The sequence below is a fragment of the Kordiimonas sediminis genome, assembly GCF_014656395.1.
GTDB classification, from domain to species: Bacteria; Pseudomonadota; Alphaproteobacteria; order Sphingomonadales; family Kordiimonadaceae; genus Kordiimonas_A; species Kordiimonas_A sediminis.
The window spans coordinates 803612-821451 of the sequence record NZ_BNCI01000002.1; the positions used below are offsets into that span (position 1 = coordinate 803612).

Annotated in this window: 18 protein-coding genes; 12 read left to right on the top strand and 6 right to left on the bottom strand. The window is 46.1% G+C overall.

Features of this window, described 5'->3' with window-relative positions:
* Nucleotides 1–51: 51 nt before the first annotated feature.
* The 3 genes from IE181_RS11275 to IE181_RS11285 all read right to left on the bottom strand — a co-directional run bounded on the left by IE181_RS11275 (nt 52) and on the right by IE181_RS11285 (nt 4737).
* Nucleotides 52–1275: a threonine ammonia-lyase gene (locus IE181_RS11275; protein WP_191253010.1), complete on the bottom strand. Its 1224-nt coding sequence runs from the start codon at nt 1273–1275 to the stop codon at nt 52–54.
* Nucleotides 1276–1383: 108 nt separating this feature from the next.
* Nucleotides 1384–2235 (bottom strand): alpha/beta fold hydrolase, encoded by an 852-nt coding sequence (locus IE181_RS11280; RefSeq protein ID WP_191253012.1) that lies wholly within the window; start codon nt 2233–2235, stop codon nt 1384–1386.
* 237 nt (nt 2236–2472) lie between these two features.
* The gene (locus tag IE181_RS11285; RefSeq protein ID WP_191253014.1) at nt 2473–4737 is read right to left on the bottom strand and encodes a TonB-dependent receptor; all 2265 of its coding nucleotides are present in this window, start codon (nt 4735–4737) and stop codon (nt 2473–2475) included.
* Between the two features lie 166 nt (nt 4738–4903).
* Between IE181_RS11285 and IE181_RS11290 the strand changes: the two genes are divergently transcribed.
* From IE181_RS11290 to IE181_RS11305, 4 genes are all read left to right on the top strand, one after another.
* The gene (locus tag IE181_RS11290) at nt 4904–5620 is read left to right on the top strand and encodes a TetR/AcrR family transcriptional regulator (RefSeq protein WP_191253016.1); all 717 of its coding nucleotides are present in this window, start codon (nt 4904–4906) and stop codon (nt 5618–5620) included.
* Between the two features lie 73 nt (nt 5621–5693).
* Complete coding sequence (gene phaP, locus IE181_RS11295; RefSeq protein WP_191253018.1) at nt 5694–6113, top strand: phasin family protein; 420 nt, start codon at nt 5694–5696, stop codon at nt 6111–6113.
* Between the two features lie 227 nt (nt 6114–6340).
* A complete protein-coding gene (locus IE181_RS11300) occupies nt 6341–7924 on the top strand; it encodes a peptide chain release factor 3 (RefSeq protein WP_191253020.1) in 1584 nt (527 codons plus the stop codon).
* 103 nt (nt 7925–8027) lie between these two features.
* On the top strand, nt 8028–9092 hold the full coding sequence (locus tag IE181_RS11305; protein WP_191253022.1) for an SMP-30/gluconolactonase/LRE family protein: 1065 nt from the start codon (nt 8028–8030) through the stop codon (nt 9090–9092).
* 26 nt (nt 9093–9118) lie between these two features.
* Here IE181_RS11305 and fliP read toward each other — a convergent pair whose 3' ends face one another.
* From fliP to IE181_RS11320, 3 genes are read right to left on the bottom strand one after another with little or no spacing between them, the layout of a single operon-like run.
* On the bottom strand, nt 9119–9928 hold the full coding sequence (fliP, locus tag IE181_RS11310; protein ID WP_229819373.1) for a flagellar type III secretion system pore protein FliP: 810 nt from the start codon (nt 9926–9928) through the stop codon (nt 9119–9121).
* Nucleotides 9921–10241: a FliO/MopB family protein gene (locus tag IE181_RS11315; protein WP_191253025.1), complete on the bottom strand. Its 321-nt coding sequence runs from the start codon at nt 10239–10241 to the stop codon at nt 9921–9923. Before IE181_RS11315 ends, fliP begins: the two co-directional genes overlap by 8 nt.
* A gap of 17 nt (nt 10242–10258) precedes the next feature.
* On the bottom strand, nt 10259–10567 hold the full coding sequence (locus tag IE181_RS11320; RefSeq protein WP_191253027.1) for an EscU/YscU/HrcU family type III secretion system export apparatus switch protein: 309 nt from the start codon (nt 10565–10567) through the stop codon (nt 10259–10261).
* A gap of 145 nt (nt 10568–10712) precedes the next feature.
* Here IE181_RS11320 and flgB point away from each other — a divergent pair, with 145 nt between their 5' ends.
* From flgB to recA, 8 genes are all read left to right on the top strand, one after another.
* Entirely contained in the window at nt 10713–11147 is a 435-nt protein-coding gene (gene flgB, locus IE181_RS11325; protein ID WP_191253029.1) for a flagellar basal body rod protein FlgB, read from the top strand.
* 24 nt (nt 11148–11171) lie between these two features.
* Nucleotides 11172–11579, top strand: coding sequence for a flagellar basal body rod protein FlgC (flgC, locus tag IE181_RS11330; protein WP_191253031.1), 408 nt, complete (start codon nt 11172–11174; stop codon nt 11577–11579).
* Nucleotides 11580–11591: 12 nt separating this feature from the next.
* The gene (gene fliE, locus IE181_RS11335) at nt 11592–11912 is read left to right on the top strand and encodes a flagellar hook-basal body complex protein FliE (protein WP_191253033.1); all 321 of its coding nucleotides are present in this window, start codon (nt 11592–11594) and stop codon (nt 11910–11912) included.
* 33 nt (nt 11913–11945) lie between these two features.
* Complete coding sequence (gene fliQ / locus IE181_RS11340) at nt 11946–12212, top strand: flagellar biosynthesis protein FliQ (RefSeq protein ID WP_191253035.1); 267 nt, start codon at nt 11946–11948, stop codon at nt 12210–12212.
* A gap of 3 nt (nt 12213–12215) precedes the next feature.
* A complete protein-coding gene (gene fliR / locus IE181_RS11345) occupies nt 12216–12974 on the top strand; it encodes a flagellar biosynthetic protein FliR (RefSeq protein WP_191253037.1) in 759 nt (252 codons plus the stop codon).
* 9 nt (nt 12975–12983) lie between these two features.
* Nucleotides 12984–14054 carry a flagellar biosynthesis protein FlhB gene (gene flhB / locus IE181_RS11350; RefSeq protein WP_191253039.1) on the top strand — a complete coding sequence of 357 codons (1071 nt, stop codon included), beginning with the start codon at nt 12984–12986 and terminating at the stop codon, nt 14052–14054.
* 130 nt (nt 14055–14184) lie between these two features.
* Complete coding sequence (locus IE181_RS11355; RefSeq protein WP_191253041.1) at nt 14185–16599, top strand: PAS domain-containing hybrid sensor histidine kinase/response regulator family protein; 2415 nt, start codon at nt 14185–14187, stop codon at nt 16597–16599.
* A 140-nt stretch (nt 16600–16739) separates the two neighbouring features.
* Nucleotides 16740–17804, top strand: a complete 1065-nt coding sequence (gene recA, locus IE181_RS11360) for a recombinase RecA (RefSeq protein WP_191253042.1) — start codon at nt 16740–16742, stop codon at nt 17802–17804.
* The last annotated feature ends 36 nt before the right edge of the window (nt 17805–17840 follow it).

Genomic DNA, 17840 nt, shown 5'->3' on the forward strand with positions numbered 1-17840 from the left:
AGGATAGTGATATCCTGGCTTTTTCTTTTCACTGTGAAGGATAGCTTTAAATTAAACAGTTTTAGCTGCTGATACCTTGAAGCCTTTTTGTTCAAGTGCTGTTATCAGCTTATTGGCGTGATCCTTGTCTTTCGCTTCGATAACCAGCTCCATTTCAGTCATCTTCAAGGACACCGCACCAAATTCACGTTGGTGGCGTAATTCAATAACATTCGCACCTACCTGTGCGACAGCGGCTGTAACTTCAGCCAAGGCACCCGGCTGATCCAGCATTTGAATACGAAGGCGGGATAGACGGCCATCACGCGCCATACCGCGCATGATAGCAGACGCAAGTAGCCTGCTGTCGATATTGCCACCAGTCAGGACCATACCGACTTTGTGGCCCTTGAATTTCTCTGGATACTGCATGAGTGCTGCCAGCGAGATAGCGCCTGCACCCTCTACTACGACTTTTTCAATCTCCATCAACAGAACCAGGGCCGCTTCAATACGGGATTCTGGCACAACGAGGATTTCGTCCACTAATTCACGGATAACACTTTGTGTTCGGTTACCAGGATTATTGACGGCAATACCTTCTGCTATGGTTATATTTGATCCGCCGAGCTTGCTACCGTCCATGGCTTCTTTCATGGATGGGAAAGCTTCTGTTTGCACGCCGATAATCCGTATATTGGGATTAAGGTGTTTTGCTATGGTTGCCATACCAGAAATTAAACCGCCACCACCGATAGGAACGATAAGAGTATCCAGGTCTGGTGCATCTTCCAGCATTTCAAGCGCAACAGTGCCTTGGCCTGCCATCACCAGCGGATCATCAAAGGGGTGCAGGAAGACAAGATTTTCTTCCTCTGCGATATCCAGAGCTGCCTGCGTCGCTTCTTCAAGTGTAGCACCTGCTAAAACAACCCTTGCACCCAATTCTTCGGTACCCTTGACCTTATTGAACGGGGTGCCAAGTGGCATCACGATAGTAGCCGGGATGCCTAGGCGTGCAGCATGGTAACTAACGCCCTGCGCATGGTTGCCCGCGCTCATGGCGACAACACCGTTAATTTTTTCAGGATCCAAAGACAGAAGCTTGTTCAAGGCCCCGCGCTCTTTGTAAGCGGCGGTGAACTGAAATATCTCAAACTTCAACCAGCACTCAGCCCCTGTTATATTTGACAGGGTAATAGACTTTGTCATTTGGGTACGATTAATTGCACCCTTAATAGCCTTTTCTGCGGCGATTACGTCTTCGGGCGTGATTGGTAATTTTTTGTCTGTCATAAGGTATTCGTTTCTTTAAGAAGGTACTTAGCTCTGCGACATATTGATGCGCACAACTGCCACAGAGCGTCCCTTATGTAAAGAAACTAGATTTAAAAAGAAATAATATTACGCAGAAAGAAAGCGGCTGATTTCTGCTTTTTCTAATTCTGTATTCATTAATGGAACATGACCTACGCGCGGTACAGTAAGAACTTTCAAATCTGGATGCTCTTTCGCCATTCTCTCAGCTACTTCTGCACTAAGAATATCCGAGTGTTCTCCGCGCAGTACCAGCATGGGCGTTGACTTCAACAGATCCATGTATGGCCATAGGGAAGGGGCTGCTTCTTCGGTTCTGTCATTCATATTGTTTGATATGGCCGGATCATAGGCTGCTACCGGTATGCCGTCTTTTTCGACATAAAGTTTCTTGGTGAACCATTCCCATTCGGCGTCTGTGAAGTCTGGATACACAACGCGGTTTGGTACAACGACAGATTCGATGGCTTCTTCCCAAGTCTGAATATTATTCCATTTGCCTACATAACCCTTGATCCGGGCAACACCTTCATCGGAAAGTTCCATGCCAATATCATTCAGGATAATGCCTTTGAAGAGCCCGGGATTTGTCGCTTGCAAAATCATGGACATCAAACCGCCAAGTGAAGTCCCCAGCGCAAAGATGTTTTCCAGTTTCAGTTCAGCGATAAGCTTTAACATATCTGCCACGTAGGTGGGGGGCAGATAGTTCTCTGGATTTGGGTCCCAATCACTATCACCACGGCCGCGTTGCTCGGTGGCTATTACACGGTAGTTAGGGGAAAGGTAGGATGCAATTTCCGCAAAATCACGCGAGTTACGTGTCAGACCTGGCATACAGAATACGGTCGGCGAGCCCGCAGGAGCATTATTATAGTCCCGATAATGCAATTTAAGGCCATCTGTTGTGGTGAACCAGCCGTCAATATAGTCAGTCATCTAATCTTCTCCGTAACCTCTACGCAGTTCCCGCGTAGTATTCTAGCGCACTTCATCCCCTATAAGATCAAGCACAGATCATGCTTTAATCACATTTCCTTCTTCCTGACTGAGATTGCAGACTGTTGCCCTGACAAGTGAAAAGTCCGTCAGTTAGAAAGGAGAAAATATCATGAAAACAGGGTGATTCAGAATAATGTGAGGGACCAGAAGTCCCCCACAATCATATGTTTAGAACTAGAACTTCACGCCGAAAGAGGCTGTGACAGTTCTTGGTGGGCCATAGAAAGCTGTGATGTTGTTCTCAAGGCCAAGGGTAGGGAAGTTATACCCGGAAGTCTTGTAAAGCTTATCAAACAGATTCTTGCCGTGCAGACCAATTGTGTATTTGTTGTCTTCTGACGTCCATACAATGCTTGCATTGAACAGGCTGTACCCATCCTGATCGATTTCAGGTACCGGCGTCTCAAACTGCACTATCGAGCTTTTGTAAGACCAGTTACCGAGGAAGTTCACAGTACCGTTTTCGATATCCATTGCGTAGTTCAAGCCTACGTAGGATGTGAAGGACGGTGTGTTCTGAATTTCACGCTGATCAGCGATATTCACACCCTCAACCAACCATTCATCAATCTCGGCATCCAGTGCACTCATGGAAGCTCTCATCGTCAGGTTTTCTGTCAGAAGGAAGTCACCTTCGAACTCGATACCTTTGATGGTTGCTTTACCTGCGTTCGTTACTGAACCTACGAAACCATCATTGGTGCCGTCGCCGTCAGAATCGACCGGAATAGAGCCTGGAATCTGCATATCCTTATATTTACTGTGGAATACAGCAATATTTGTACGGATACGACCATCAGCGAATGTAGCTTTCAAGCCTGCTTCGAAGGAGTTCAATGTTTCTGGATCAAAACCATCCACAACCTCTGGCGCGATAAAGTTGGCGCCGCGTGGGTCAAAGCTACCTGCCTTGAAGCCCTGACTGAAACCACCATAAACGGTTACGTCATCGTTGAGTTTGTAGTCCAGAACCACTCTTGGTGAGAAGTCCTTGAATGTTTTGCTGGCTTCGAAGTCAGATGAAGGGCCAAGGCCTATTGCGTTCGGGCTGCCAAATGCAGGCGAATTCTGACCAAGATAGTTTTCACGGAAAACATCAGCATCGCGCTTGTCGTTTGTATAACGACCACCAAATGATAGTGACAGTTTTTCTGTGACTTCGTACGTCATATCACCAAATACAGACCATGCCTTCGTATCGATGAGACCGTATGTGTATGCTGCTAGTTCAGAACCGAATGCTACGCGACCGAGTTGACCAAGGACCACGTCAAATTCGTTTGATGCAGAGGCATCCAGATAGAAAAAGCCAATCAGACCAGTCAGTTTGTCGCCTGTGTAAGCAAGCTGGAATTCCTGGCTGAACTGTTCGTTATCATAGATGCCAGGAGTGTCCATGTCATCAATTGGCAGGCTGTCAAAATCAATCACACCTTTTGAGTAATCTTCACGGTACGCCGTGATAGACTTCAGCGTGACAGACGGGTTAACTTCCCATTCAATCGAAGCATTAACACCTTTCGCTTCAATGTCATTGTCTGTACCAAGGGCAGCTGTTGACGGATGGTTTTGTGCATCTGCATATGTATCAAAGACACTATCCAGAACTGGCAAACCACTTACGGCACCAGGATTAACACGCGTACCAGACTTAGGATTAGATTTGTCTTTTGTATAGTCTGCAGCCAAACGAATGAATAAAGAATCAGATGGCATCAATTCAGCACTGATACGACCGGCAAGAATAGATTTATTATAGTGCTCGTCACCGTTGGTAACATATTCACCAAAACCACCGCGGTTCAGGCTTGCTACAGCACCACCAATACGAAACGTATCTGATACAGGATAAGATGCAGAAACGATTGCATCAATCTGCTCGTAAGTACCCAGATTGCCTTTGACTTTAAGTTCAGGCTCATCCGACAGGCGTTTCGTTACATATTTAATAGCACCACCAACAGCATTTCGGCCATAAAGCGTGCCCTGTGGACCACGTAGTACTTCGATGCGTTCTACGTCATAAACATCAAGCAGGGCAGCTTGCGGACGTGCCATGTAAATATCGTCAACATAGAGCGCAACACCTTGCTCAAAACCTGCAAGTGGATCCTGCTGACCAACACCGCGGATAAATGCTGTCAGAGTGCTGTTAGTCGCACGCGATGCTTCCAGTGTGACACTAGGTGCAGACAGGGCAAGTTCTGTGATATCGGCTGTACCCTGCATTTCCAGATCGGAACCGGAAAAGGCAGTTACAGCAATCGGAACATCTTGTAGAGATTCTGAGCGTCTCCGCGCAGTAACCATTATTTCCTCAAGACCAATTGGAGCATCGGCCGCAGCTTCTTGAGCTGATACAGAGGTAGCAGACGCAATACCAAGTGGCAGCGCCACGCCAGCCATCAGGGCTGACTTTAAAAAAGTAGATGATTTCATATTATATCCTCCCTATAAGACGCCTGCCTCTCCAAACAGACTATCTTTAGTGAAAAGCACTATAAATTCAACAGGCGTTGAATATCAAGAAAATTTCAATGGTTGTTGAAAAATAATTTGTATACATTCAAACTGAATCTTGCGAAATTGGGGACTGAGGCAGGAAATGTATCAGGAAAAAACAATATCAAAGGGACGTCGCAAAGATAAAATACTAGATGCTGCTGAAAAGTTATTTGCAGATCATGGATTTGACGGAGTTACATTGCGACAAATTGCAGATGAGGCCGGTGTTGATCTAGCCCTCGCAAGTTATCATTTTGGCAACAAACTAGGACTGTTTGATGCTGCCCTGACTAGGCGTGCAGAATTCATGAATAAAGTACGCTTGGACGTACTTAACAAATGTATTGAAGAATCTGGGCCCCAAGGACCGGACATTGAAACATTGATGGAAATATCAATCAGGCCGGTTCTTGATCCAGATATGCCACTGACTGATGGTTGGCGAAATTATTTACGATTAGTCGCCTATGTCAATAATTCAGGACAATGGGGCAGGGATGCCATGACCAAATATTTTGAACCTGTTCTTAAGGCATATCTGGAGGCGTGGAAAAGAGCCTTACCAAAAGCAAAAGATGAAGATCTATACTGGTGTTATCATTTCTTTTCCGGGGCACTAACACTGAGCTTTGCACAAACTGGTCGAATTGACCATTATTCAAAAGGGCTGTGTAAATCTACCGACCTACAGGCAGCATGCAAGAGAATGATACCGTTTATGGCTGCTGGCTTTAAAGCATTATGCGACCCCGAAGGTGAAGATCAAACCCAGAATAAATCAATTATGCCGCAGCGCACAAAAATTTATCTTGACTAAATTGTGCGGCGCACATATATTAGCCCTACGTTGTGCAGCGCACAATATAAATGAATTTTGAAAGGCTAATATAATGGCTACGAAAACTGAAACACCTGTATTTGGTTTTGAAGCATTTTCCGACATGTTCAAAGTCCCAGCTTTTGATCTGTCAGCTGTAACCGAGTTCCATAAAAAGAATGTTGAAGCTCTTGCTGAAGCTGGTCGTCTGGCATTTGAAGGTTCCAAGTCTTTGACGCAGAAAAACGTTGAGCTAGCGAAAGAGAATATCGCCGAAGTAAACGAACATGCGACAAAGATGTTTAACGGCAAAGCAAGTGAGCTTGGTTTTGACAAGTCGTTTGAAACTGCTCAGGCTTTCATGCAGAAAAGCGTCAAAGATGCGCGTGTTGTTGCTGATCTTGCTGTTGAATCTAACCAGAAGGTCATTGCGGTTCTACAGGATCGTTATGCTGCTGGCGCAGAGGAAATCAAGGCTGCTACAGCTAAATAGAGATACCTTTTCTCAACATTTCTGACTGGAACTCTTCCCATCTCCCCCTCCCTTTCCTGTCAGAGCATGAGAAAAGTGACCACCAAGGTGGTATGTAATGAAACCGGACCCACTTCTCCCCTGGGGTCCGGTTTCTACTTTTTTACTTCCATTTTGCATTAAAACAGCTAGGTTGCGCCCCATTAACAGCGTAAATCGCCGTCCTTTTTACTTTTGGAGGAAGCCAAATGGCTTTTGAAAATGAGATTGATCGTAGGCGTACATTCGCCATTATCTCGCACCCTGATGCCGGTAAGACTACCCTGACTGAAAAACTGCTTCTATTTGGTGGTGCTATTCAGATGGCTGGCGAGGTCAAGGCGAAAGGTGAACGCCGCCGTGCCAGATCTGACTGGATGAAGGTAGAGCAGGAGCGCGGTATCTCCGTTGCATCTTCAGTCATGACCTTTGATTATGAAGGCCGCACATTCAATCTGCTTGACACGCCAGGTCACGAGGACTTCTCTGAAGACACATACCGTACGTTATCTGCAGTAGACAGTGCAATTATGGTGCTTGATGCCGCCAAGGGTATTGAGACGCAAACACGCAAGCTCTTTGAAGTCTGTCGTCTTCGCGATATGCCGATCACAACGTTCGTCAACAAGATGGATCGTGAAACCAAGGACCCTTTCGACCTTCTTGATGAAATTGAACAAACACTGGCACTGGATGTATCGCCCGTTTCATGGCCAATCGGAATGGGGCGTGATTTCCTTGGTTGTTATGACTTGCTGAAGGATGAACTTAACCTTTTTGACCGGTCAAAAGGGGACACCATAAAGGAGGGTATCAAATGTTCAGGGCTAGACGATCCCAAGCTAGCTGAACTGTTGCCTGATCACGCACTGAATAAACTGCGTGAAGATGTAGATATGGTGCGAGGCCTTTGCCCCGAATTTGATGTGAACGCCTATTTGGAAGGCACCATGACTCCGGTCTTTTTTGGGTCCGCTATCAATAACTTCGGTGTACAGGAAATTCTTAGGGGTATTGGGCAGTTCGCTCCAAAACCGCGGGTTGGCAAAGCGCTTGAGCGCTCGGTTGCCCCTAATGAAGAAAAGATGTCTGCACTTGTCTTTAAAATTCAGGCGAATATGGACCCCAAACACAGGGACCGGATTGCCTTTGTTCGAATTGTATCTGGTCGCTTTAAGAAGGGTGCAAAACTTAAACATGTGCGCAGTGGCAAGATAATGGCTGTTCATAATGCGCAATTATTCCTGGCACAGGACAGGGAGATAGCCGAGGAAGCTTTTGCTGGCGACATCATCGGTATTCCAAACCACGGTAATCTACGTATTGGCGATACGCTGACCGAAGGTGAAACATTGAGATTCACGGGCGTTCCTTCATTTGCGCCAGAAATCCTGCAAAAAGTTCGTGCAGATGATCCGATGAAAGCTAAACACCTGGGCCGTGCGCTTGAGCAATTAGCAGAAGAGGGTGCCGCACGCGTGTTTAAGCCCAATCTGGGTAGCGACTGGGTTGTCGGGGTGGTTGGACCATTGCAGTTTGATGTCTTGTCTGATCGCATCAGGACGGAATATCAAATTCCGTGTAGATTTGAACCTACTACACTGATGACAGCTGAATGGGTTGAAGGTGAACCGAGAGAAGTAAAAGCATTCAGTGACAGCAATAGAGCATCGATGGCAGTAGACCATGCAGGTGCACCAGTCTATCTGGCACGTAATAGCTGGCATCTCGATAGGGCAAAAGATGATTACCCTAGTCTGAAGTTTTTGAAGACGAAGGAAGAAATCTTTTAATTATCATACTGTAGCATAGTTTTAAGCTAACAAAGGGTGGTCTCGCCACCCTTTTTTGTATAAGTTGCCCCGCACTGTTAACCAAAATCTGTATGGGGGTTATATGTTTAAATTTATAAAGGTTTTAGCAGGTTTATTAGTTCTTCTTGTGCTCGTGCTTGTGGTGTCACCTTCAGTGATCAATCCGGTCAAAACTGAACGCGCCAAATCATCTTCCTATGTTGGTGTGTATGCAGAGAATACAGAGCTTAGAAATGCACAGGTGATCAGTCTTAAATCCGGTACCGGACCGGAGGATGTTGCCGTGGATAGCCAGGGTCGTATATACGGCGGCCTGCATGACGGCAGAATAGTCAGGATACTGTCTGACGGCCAGCAAGAAACTTTTGCTGACACGGGTGGCCGGCCACTTGGTTTGCATTTCGACCGGGAAAATAACCTGATCGTCGCGGATGCCTGGAAGGGCCTTCTTTCTATTAATCCGGCGGGCGAGATAACTGTTCTTACCACTGAAGCGAACGGCGTACCTTTTGCCTTTACTGATGACCTCGATATAGCTTCTGACGGCGTCATTTATTTCTCAGACGCCAGTGATGTTTATAATCAGCCCGACTATGCGCTAGACCTTCTTGAAGGTAGGCCACATGGACGTTTGTTATCATACGACCCCAAAACAGAGAAAACGACAGTTCTTTTAGATGATCTGTATTTCGCCAACGGAATAGCAGTTTCAAGTGATGACAGTTTTGTTCTTGTCAATGAGACATGGAAATATCGTGTTACCCGTTATTGGCTAACAGGGGATAAGGCAGGTACGTCAGAAATATTTATAGACGGCCTTCCTGGCTATCCTGACGGTATTTCAGCCAACGAAAAAGATGTCTTTTGGGTCGCTATTGCCTCACCGCCAAACCCGCTTGTGGATAGTCTCGGTGAAAAGCCATTTATTCGTTCACTTTTGGCAAAATTACCTGCTTTCCTGCGCCCAGGAGCCATCCGGCAAGGTACGGTGGTTGGCCTAGACAGGGACGGTAAAGTTCTTACAACACTGCATGACCCCAAGGGCGAGAAAGTCTATATGGTCACTAGCGTTGAGCAGGTCGGCGATAAATTATATTTGGGCAGCCTTGAAGCACCACAAATCGGTATCGTCACGTCCCCTTACTAGCGTGACCGTAACGTCGAACAATGACTTTAACTGATGCCTGGCGGCGGGGATGTTCCAAAACTTTGAACCAGAGAACCTGCCACTAGATTCCAGCCGTCAACCAGTACGAAAAAAATCAATTTAAAGGGCAGGGCGATCATAACAGGTGGTAACATCATCATACCCATGGACATCAAAACTGAAGCGATCACCATGTCCAAAACAAGAAATGGCACATACAATAGAAACCCAATCTCGAATGCCCGACGCAGTTCACTGATCATGAACGCAGGTATAAGTGACGTTAACGGAATTTCATCCAGAGATTCTTCGACCGGTGCCTCTCGCAGCGTCTGAAAAAGCTCAAGGTCTTTTTCCCGAACCTGAGACATCATGAAGGCACGCATTGGAACTATTGAGCGATCATAGGCCTGCTGCTCATCTATTTCTTCATTGATCAGGGGCTGAATACCCGTATCCCAAACCGCAGTCAAAGTAGGGGACATGACGTATCCCGTCAAAAACAACGCCAGTGAGATAAGAACGATGTTTGGCGGTGTCTGCTGTGTACCCAGTGCAGAGCGGAGCAAAGATAAAACAACAATGATGCGCGTAAAACTTGTCATCATTACTAAAATACTGGGTGCCAGTGACAGCACCGTGAGCAGTAGCAGCATCTGCACTACTCTTCCAGTCAGGCTTCCACTTTCGCCCAAATCCAGCGTTAGTGACTGTGCAGCTGCCTCAGGAGCATAAATAAATGTGCAGGCAATTATTGCCGCGGGCAAAAGTCCCAGTAGAAATAAGCAGCGTTCTTTCTTGCTTGGAAGCATTTTAAGTAACATTGTTTTAGTCATTTGATGGGCTGCCCTTTTGCTCACTCTCAGACAAGTCATGCACGGTCATGGAGGGGGCGTCAACAGAATCAAGCAACGATAATCCAGACGGGCTGTTACCAACCAAATAGTCTTTATCGCGCCAGCGCACCACTAGAACACGCGACCGGGCGTCAATCATTTTGCTGTCCAATATCTCTATTTCTCTGTGCTCTTTTTTAATCTGATAGGAGCCTGGAAGCAGCCCGAACTTTTTGACGGCCCATGTGATTATGAAAATCAGACCTAATACAAAGATCAAGGCAGTCAATGCGCCAAGAAATTCAATTAACATATTGAAATAATTCCTTACTATTCAATTTCTTCATTGTCTTTTTTTGCTTTCAGACTTGCATTGGCTTCATATACTTTTTGCAGGATAATGGACACAGCATCAAGAGCCTCTAGAGGGACTGGACTATCGACGTCCAGTTCTTTCAGGATTGATGTTAACTCTGCGTCCTGTCTGACTTTAACACCGTGTTCAAAAGCAAGATCGAGAATTTTTACAGCATTATAGCCCTTGCCCTTGGCAGTAATTTTAGGTGCCCGGGCATCTTCCTCTTTCTTAACTGCCAAGGCAGCTTTTGACATAATCTCTGATTTTTTATCACTTTCCATGCCCCATTGAACTGAACTTGCATCATTTTTGCAAGAGTAAGATTAAGCCCCCAAAAAGAAGGCAATAAATGCCGGGTTATAAAATGGGCTGTAGCTTTAAAAATGTAAGTGGAAGTCGGATTGTCGACTTGGGAAAGGCGAAAAAATGGATTTGAATTCAATTCCTCTAATGTCTGCACTGAAACAGCGGATGTCCTATCTTTCTAAGAATCAGGCGTTGATTTCACAGAACGTCGCGAATGCTGACACTCCTGGCTATCATGCACAGGAAGCTGAAAAGCAGGATTTCTCTTCTCTTATCCAGTCCCTTGAAGGTAAGTCACGTCGTGCAAGCGGTGTTAAGCCATTTGTCATGAAGGCAACACACCCTGCACATCTGGGCGCCCAACAAGGCCAGCAGGAACTTTCCACACGGGATGTTGCTGAATATGAAGAGAATAAAGACGGTAACGCCGTTGTTCTAGAGAACGAAATGATCAAACTTGCCGACAACCAGATGCAGTATGGGTTAGCTGTTAACCTCTACAAAAAGAATCTGGGTCTTATGAAAATTGCAATTGGTAAGGGCGGTCAGGCGTAACGCGCTGACATAAGGAGAAGAACGATGGATTTGCAAAAAGCAATGATGGTTTCAGCAAGTGGACTTCACTCACAGTCTGTCCGCATGCGTATTATTTCAGAAAACCTAGCGAACCAGGACAGTGTTTCCGTGGCCCCTGGTGTTGACCCATACCGCAGAAAGGTAGCAACATTTCAGTCTGAGCTGGATGATGTCATGGGGGTAGAGCTGGTATCGCCCGGGAAGACTGCTTTTGATCAAAGTGATTTCAGCAGAAAATATGACCCAGGCCATCCCGCAGCGGACGAAGACGGGTATATTTTTAAGTCAAATGTGAACGGCCTTGTAGAGATGATGGATATGCGTCAAGCACAAAGATCGTATCAATCTAATCTAAATGCCTTGGAAGGCAGCAGAAAAATGGCTACAATGACTCTGGATCTTCTGCGCTAGGAGAATTAAGAGATGGATATCAAGCAATTAGATGCTGTTAATGCATATGGTCAGGCCAGCAAAAACCTGACAGGAAACGGCGTATCTGGCCGGGACGGTGGTGCGGACGGTTTGTCTTCACAATTCGCAGATATGGTGTCAGACGCTGTCAGTGACATTAAGGCGTCTTCTGCAAATATGGAAGTTACCAGTGCGAAGTCCCTCGTGAACCAAGCTGATATGGTTGATGTCGTGACCGCAGTCTCAAATGCTGAGCTGACTGTTCAAACGGTAGTTGCCGTTCGTGATAAAGTAATATCTGCTTATAATGACATCCTGAAAATGCCAATCTAGGATAGCGCTACTACCAAAACAGGCAGAAATTCTATGACAGGACCAGACGTCCTAGATGTCGCAAAAGAAGCTATTTACGCCCTTCTGTTAATGTCAGGGCCGGTGCTGGGTGTTGCTCTGTTTGTCGGTCTTATTATCGCATTTTTTCAGGCTTTGACTCAAATTCAGGAAATGACCCTGACATTTGTTCCGAAAATCATCGCCGTTTTTGCCGGCCTACTTCTGTTCTTACCCTTTATGGGGAGTATTATGAATGGCCTTATGTTGCGTCTGATGGAACGTATTGTGGCAGGGGGATAGGCCTTGCTGAGTTCAATTTTACCGTCTGAAGCTTTTGCCTTTCTTCTTGTTACCTGTCGCATGGCTGCGATTGTTATGCTCCTTCCTGCACTGGGTGAGCAGTCCGTTCCGCGCCGTATTCGTGTCAGTTTCGGATTTCTTCTTTCCCTTGTTGTCTATTCATCTGTGCGACAGTCATTACCAGAAATGCCTGCGGGGTCGGTTGAACTTGCCGCACTGATTGGTCGTGAAATTGCACTTGGAATTATGATTGCGCTTATGGCACGTTTGATCATGACCGCTGTACATACCGCGGGCACAGTACTTGCCTTTCAGTCTGGCCTTGCCGCAGCGCAGGCATTTGACCCAAACCAGGGTACACAAAGCGCCATCATATCAACGCTTATGACTCTAATGGCTGTAACCCTTATTATGGTGACGAACATCCATCATCTAATGATCATGGGTATGGTCAACAGTTACTATATATTCCCGATCACAGAATCTATTCCGTTTGCGGATTTTGCAGGGATCGCCCAGCACTATGTAGCAACATCCTTCACGCTTGGTATTATGCTGGCTGCGCCCTTCATTGTGTACTCTCTGGTCTATAATCTTGGATTAGGACTTGTCGCACGTATGATGCCACAGTTTCAGGTATTTTTCATTGGTATGCCCGTGAATATCTTTTTGGGCTTTGCGCTATTTATGGTCGTGGTATCAAGTATGATGATGGTTTTTCTTGATCACTTTGAGCAATATTTCTTGCAGATGCTGGGGTAGGGGGCAGACATGGCAGACGAAGACGACTCTCAGAAAACAGAAGAGCCCACGCCCAAAAAGTTGCAGGAAGCTTTGGATAAGGGGCAGGTGCCCACCAGCCAGGAATTCAAAACCTGGGCCATGCTGCTTGTTGCTACGATACTATTGGCGTCTTCCGGTTCCTATATTGCGGAATCGATTGCTGTGCCACTTGGTGGTTTTTTAGCCAATATTCATGATATGAGCGTCGAAGACACAAGTATAGAAAACCCCATGCAAATACTTGTTTGGCAGATTTTCATTGTGATGATGATACCATTTGCCGCCTTTGTTGTTGGTGGAATACTAGGTAACAGAATTCAGCATCCGGCAGTTTTTACCTTTGAAAAAATGAAGCCGAAGATGAATAAAATCTCTCCTCTCGGCGGTTTAAAACGGCTTTTCTCAACGCGGACACTCGTTGAAGGTGCTAAAATCATTGCGAAACTTATCACTGTTCTGGCCGTGCTATTTGCTATTGTCTGGCCGCAGCGCGATATGCTGGACACTATGATGATGGTGCCCCTTACCGATGTGCTTGAAATCATTTTAACGATTGCCATCCAGTTATTCGGTGGTGTTCTTGCGGTCATGACAGTTATTGCAGCGATCGACTTTTCTTACCAAAAGTTCCAGCATCATAAACAACTGAGGATGTCGAAACAGGAAATTAAGGACGAATATAAACAAACAGATGGTGACCCTATGGTCAAAGCGCGTCTGCGGCAAATTAGAAGTGAGCGTTCAAGACAGCGTATGATGGCGGCTGTTCCTGAGGCAGATGTGGTGATCACAAACCCAACACACTACGCGATTGCAGTACAGTATAAGCATTTAGAGATGGAAGTCCCCAAAGTCGTAGCCAAAGGCGTAGATACGGTTGCCCTGAAAATCCGGGAAGTCGCTGAAGAACATAAAATTACTATTGTGGAGAACCCGCCTCTGGCCAGAGCGCTATACGCTACGGTAGAAGTGGATGATGAGATTCCGCCGGATCATTATAAGGCAGTCGCCGAAGTCATTGGTTATGTGATGAAACTTAAGCGCGCTGGACTTCGCTGATTTACTGAATCTGCCGGCTGTTATTTTTCGACTTCTCTCAATACACGACCGTAACCCTCTTTAGTCCTTGCGTTTTCATTGGTGCTCGCGGTAGTTTTTATTGCACACCGGCAGGATTAAGAGGGGCCTCATGGATAGTCGTCTACCTAAAGCCAACATGGCGTTAATGGAAAAAGAAGTTAACATAGCGGGCCTTCGGCTTTTAACACTTGCCCTTGGCGGCGTGCTTGTTGCCATAGGTGGCGGTATATTGTCATTATACTATGTTAGTGGGTCAGCCGGTATTGCATGGTTTAGTGGCGCGCTATTGCTGACAGCTGCCGGGCTGTTTATATCGCTCAGGCAATTTGATATGCCAACAGGGCAAGCACAACTGTCTGACCGTGTGCTCATTGGCTCTCTCATGTCTATGAACAGACGGGCGACTATGATCTCTGATCTAAGTGGTGCGCGTGTGGAAGCAAACGAGGCATTTACCAAACTTCGCCCAAGTCGAATGCGTGCAGGCCTTGTGGACCTTATCCCTGACGAACAATCTGCAAAGGATTTGTCTGAACTAATCTCCGAGGTTCGGCGAAAAGGAGAAGGTGAAAAAGAGTTTCCTTTTCAAGGTGATACCGAGCAAAGCTTTAGAATCACGGGGCGCCGAACAGGTGATTTTATTCTATGGAATGTCAGTATTAATGATGAAGCAGGACGCTTGAAGCGTGAAATTGAGCTAGCCAGAGACTGGGCAGCCCCCCTTTTAAAACAATTAGATGTTGGCTTCGTTCTAGAAGACAAAAACGGGAAAATCCTGTTCGCGAATTCTGTTATCCTCAAATGGCTAGGCAAGGAACATGCAGAAGGTGTGTATCCGCAGTCAATCCGCTATGACGAAGAAACCAGATCGCTGATGACTGCTCGCGGCCAGCGCGTAGAAGCCGAAGTAACACAGTTTCCTGTAATGACCCGTGGAACTAGTGAAAATGCTGGCCAATACCGCTTGTTCACTAAGCCTCAGAGCAAGCCTACTTTGGTGCCTGGCATTGTCACCGCTGAGAATATCATGGGACCACTTGCTGATGCCTCGCCAATCAGTACCGCTGTCTTAACAGATGATATGAAAGTGAAAGAATTTAATCTCGCGTTAGGGCAGCACCCTGCAGGACGTGAGATTGCTATTGGAGATAGCATCTTAAATGTTATCCACCCTGACGATAGAAGCCTGGTAGAAGATGCCATTAAAAATGTGCAAGAAGGGAACGTGGACATTCCACCGGTTGATATCCGGTATAATTGCCAGCCTGAACGACAAGGCCGTGTCGATTTTTCGTCTGTGCTCCTGAACGATGTTTTTAGCACCGTTATGTATCTAACCGATAAAACTCAGGAGAAAAGCCTGGAGCGCCAGTTTGTTCAGGCCCAGAAAATGCAGGCAGTAGGACAGTTGGCAGGTGGTGTAGCACATGATTTTAATAATCTACTGACAGCAATTATCGGCTTTTGTGATTTGTTGCTCGTTCGGCATGACGCAGGGGATCAATCCTTCTCTGACCTTATTCAGATCAAGCAAAATGCAAACCGTGCTGCTAATTTGGTACGTCAGTTATTGGCGTTTTCAAGGCAACAAACACTGCGGCCAAAAGTGTTGATGGTAACAGATGTCATAGCAGAGTTGTCTAACCTACTGAGACGCCTCATCGGGGAAACCATAGAACTCAAAGTCACACATGGCCGTGACTTACTTCCGGTCAAAGTCGATCAGGGGCAGTTGGATCAGGTGATCATTAATCTGGCAGTCAACGCCAGAGATGCAATGCCAGAAGGCGGTAAGCTCGAGATACGGACATCACTTGTACAGTATGATAGTCCTATCCTTTCCAAGTATGAGGCCCTGGACCCCTCACAATATATCATGATCGAAGTTATCGATACAGGACACGGCATTGATCCGGATAATCTCGCGAAAATTTTTGAACCCTTCTTTACTACAAAAGAAGTCGGGCAGGGGACCGGATTGGGTCTTTCAACAGTATACGGTATTGTAAAACAAACTGGAGGGTATGTATTCGTCGAATCCAAGGTCGGCCAAGGTACGACGTTTATGATCTTGCTTAAAGCGCACGAAGCACAGGATGTGATAGAGGCTTCTACTGACCATCAGGAAATATCAGTTCCGATGGATCTAAGCGGAAAAGGCGCTATCCTTCTTGTCGAAGATGAAGATCCTGTCCGGATGTTTGCGGCCCGCGCTTTAACGAACAAAGGATATACCGTTCATGAAGCAGCTTCGGGCGAGAAGGGGTTAGAGATACTCCAGTCCGACGATACAAAAGTTGATCTTCTGATTTCTGACGTGGTCATGCCCAATATGGATGGTCCCACTCTTGTGACAGAGGCTCGAAAACTGAACCCAAATCTACCGGTGATTTTTATCTCAGGTTACGCAGAAGATCTTTTGAGAGATAATCTGGAAGCAGAAGAATTTCATTTCCTGCCAAAGCCGTTCTCACTGAAAGACCTGGCAGAAACTGTTAAAAACATACTGGAAGAACGCTCCTGAGCCTTCCCAATTTCTGACAACTTTTAATGTTTCCTTGGCAAAGAACATAAAAAGAACATTTGCCCTTGATAAAAAGAACAAATGTGATACAAATGATTCATTGAAACCAATGAACGCCTATGGAATAAGGGAGGCTGACTATGGCAATGCCAGAATTACAATTGGTTAAAGGATCATCTATGGATAAGAGTAAGGCGCTGGAAGCGGCTTTGGGACAAATCGACAGGGCGTTTGGCAAAGGATCAGTAATGAAACTGGGCCAACGTGAAAACACTATCGAGATCGAGGCAGTTTCAACTGGTTCCCTTAATTTGGATATTGCTCTTGGTATTGGTGGGTTCCCAAAGGGGCGGATCATTGAAATTTATGGTCCTGAAAGCTCCGGTAAGACAACGCTTGCACTGCATGCTGTTGCTGAATGTCAAAAGGCAGGGGGAATTGCTGCCTTTGTTGATGCCGAACATGCTCTTGATCCGGTATATGCCAGAAAAGTTGGCGTTGACGTCAACGAACTGCTGATCAGTCAGCCTGACACGGGTGAACAGGCACTTGAAATTGCAGACACGCTTGTTCGCTCCGGTGCTGTTGATATTTTGGTCGTAGACAGTGTTGCCGCACTTACACCGCGCGCCGAACTGGAAGGCGAAATGGGGGATAGTCATGTTGGCCTTCAGGCTCGCTTGATGAGCCAAGCACTGCGTAAACTGACCGCCTCTATTAGCAAGTCCAATACAATTGTGATTTTCATCAACCAGATTCGGATGAAAATTGGTGTTATGTATGGCAGCCCGGAGACAACGACTGGCGGTAATGCCTTGAAGTTTTATGCATCGGTCCGCCTTGATATCCGCCGCGTTGGTCAGATTAAAGATAAAGATGATATTGTTGGAAACACAACACGGGTCAAAGTTGTTAAAAACAAAGTTGCACCTCCCTTCAAGCAGGTAGAGTTTGACATCATGTATGGGGAGGGTGTTTCAAAGACAGGAGAGATACTTGATTTGGGTGTTAAGGCCAATGTGGTCGAGAAATCAGGCTCCTGGTACAGTTATTCCAGCCAGCGTATAGGCCAGGGTCGCGAAAATGCAAAACGGTTCCTTCTGGAAAACAGTGATATCGCAAACCAGATTGAAACAGCAATTCGTCAGAATGCAGGCTTGGTGAAGGATGCGATGCTGACAGACCCTACTGTTGAAGAAGAATAACAATAAATAGTCGCAGATATTTAGTTACTAATGATG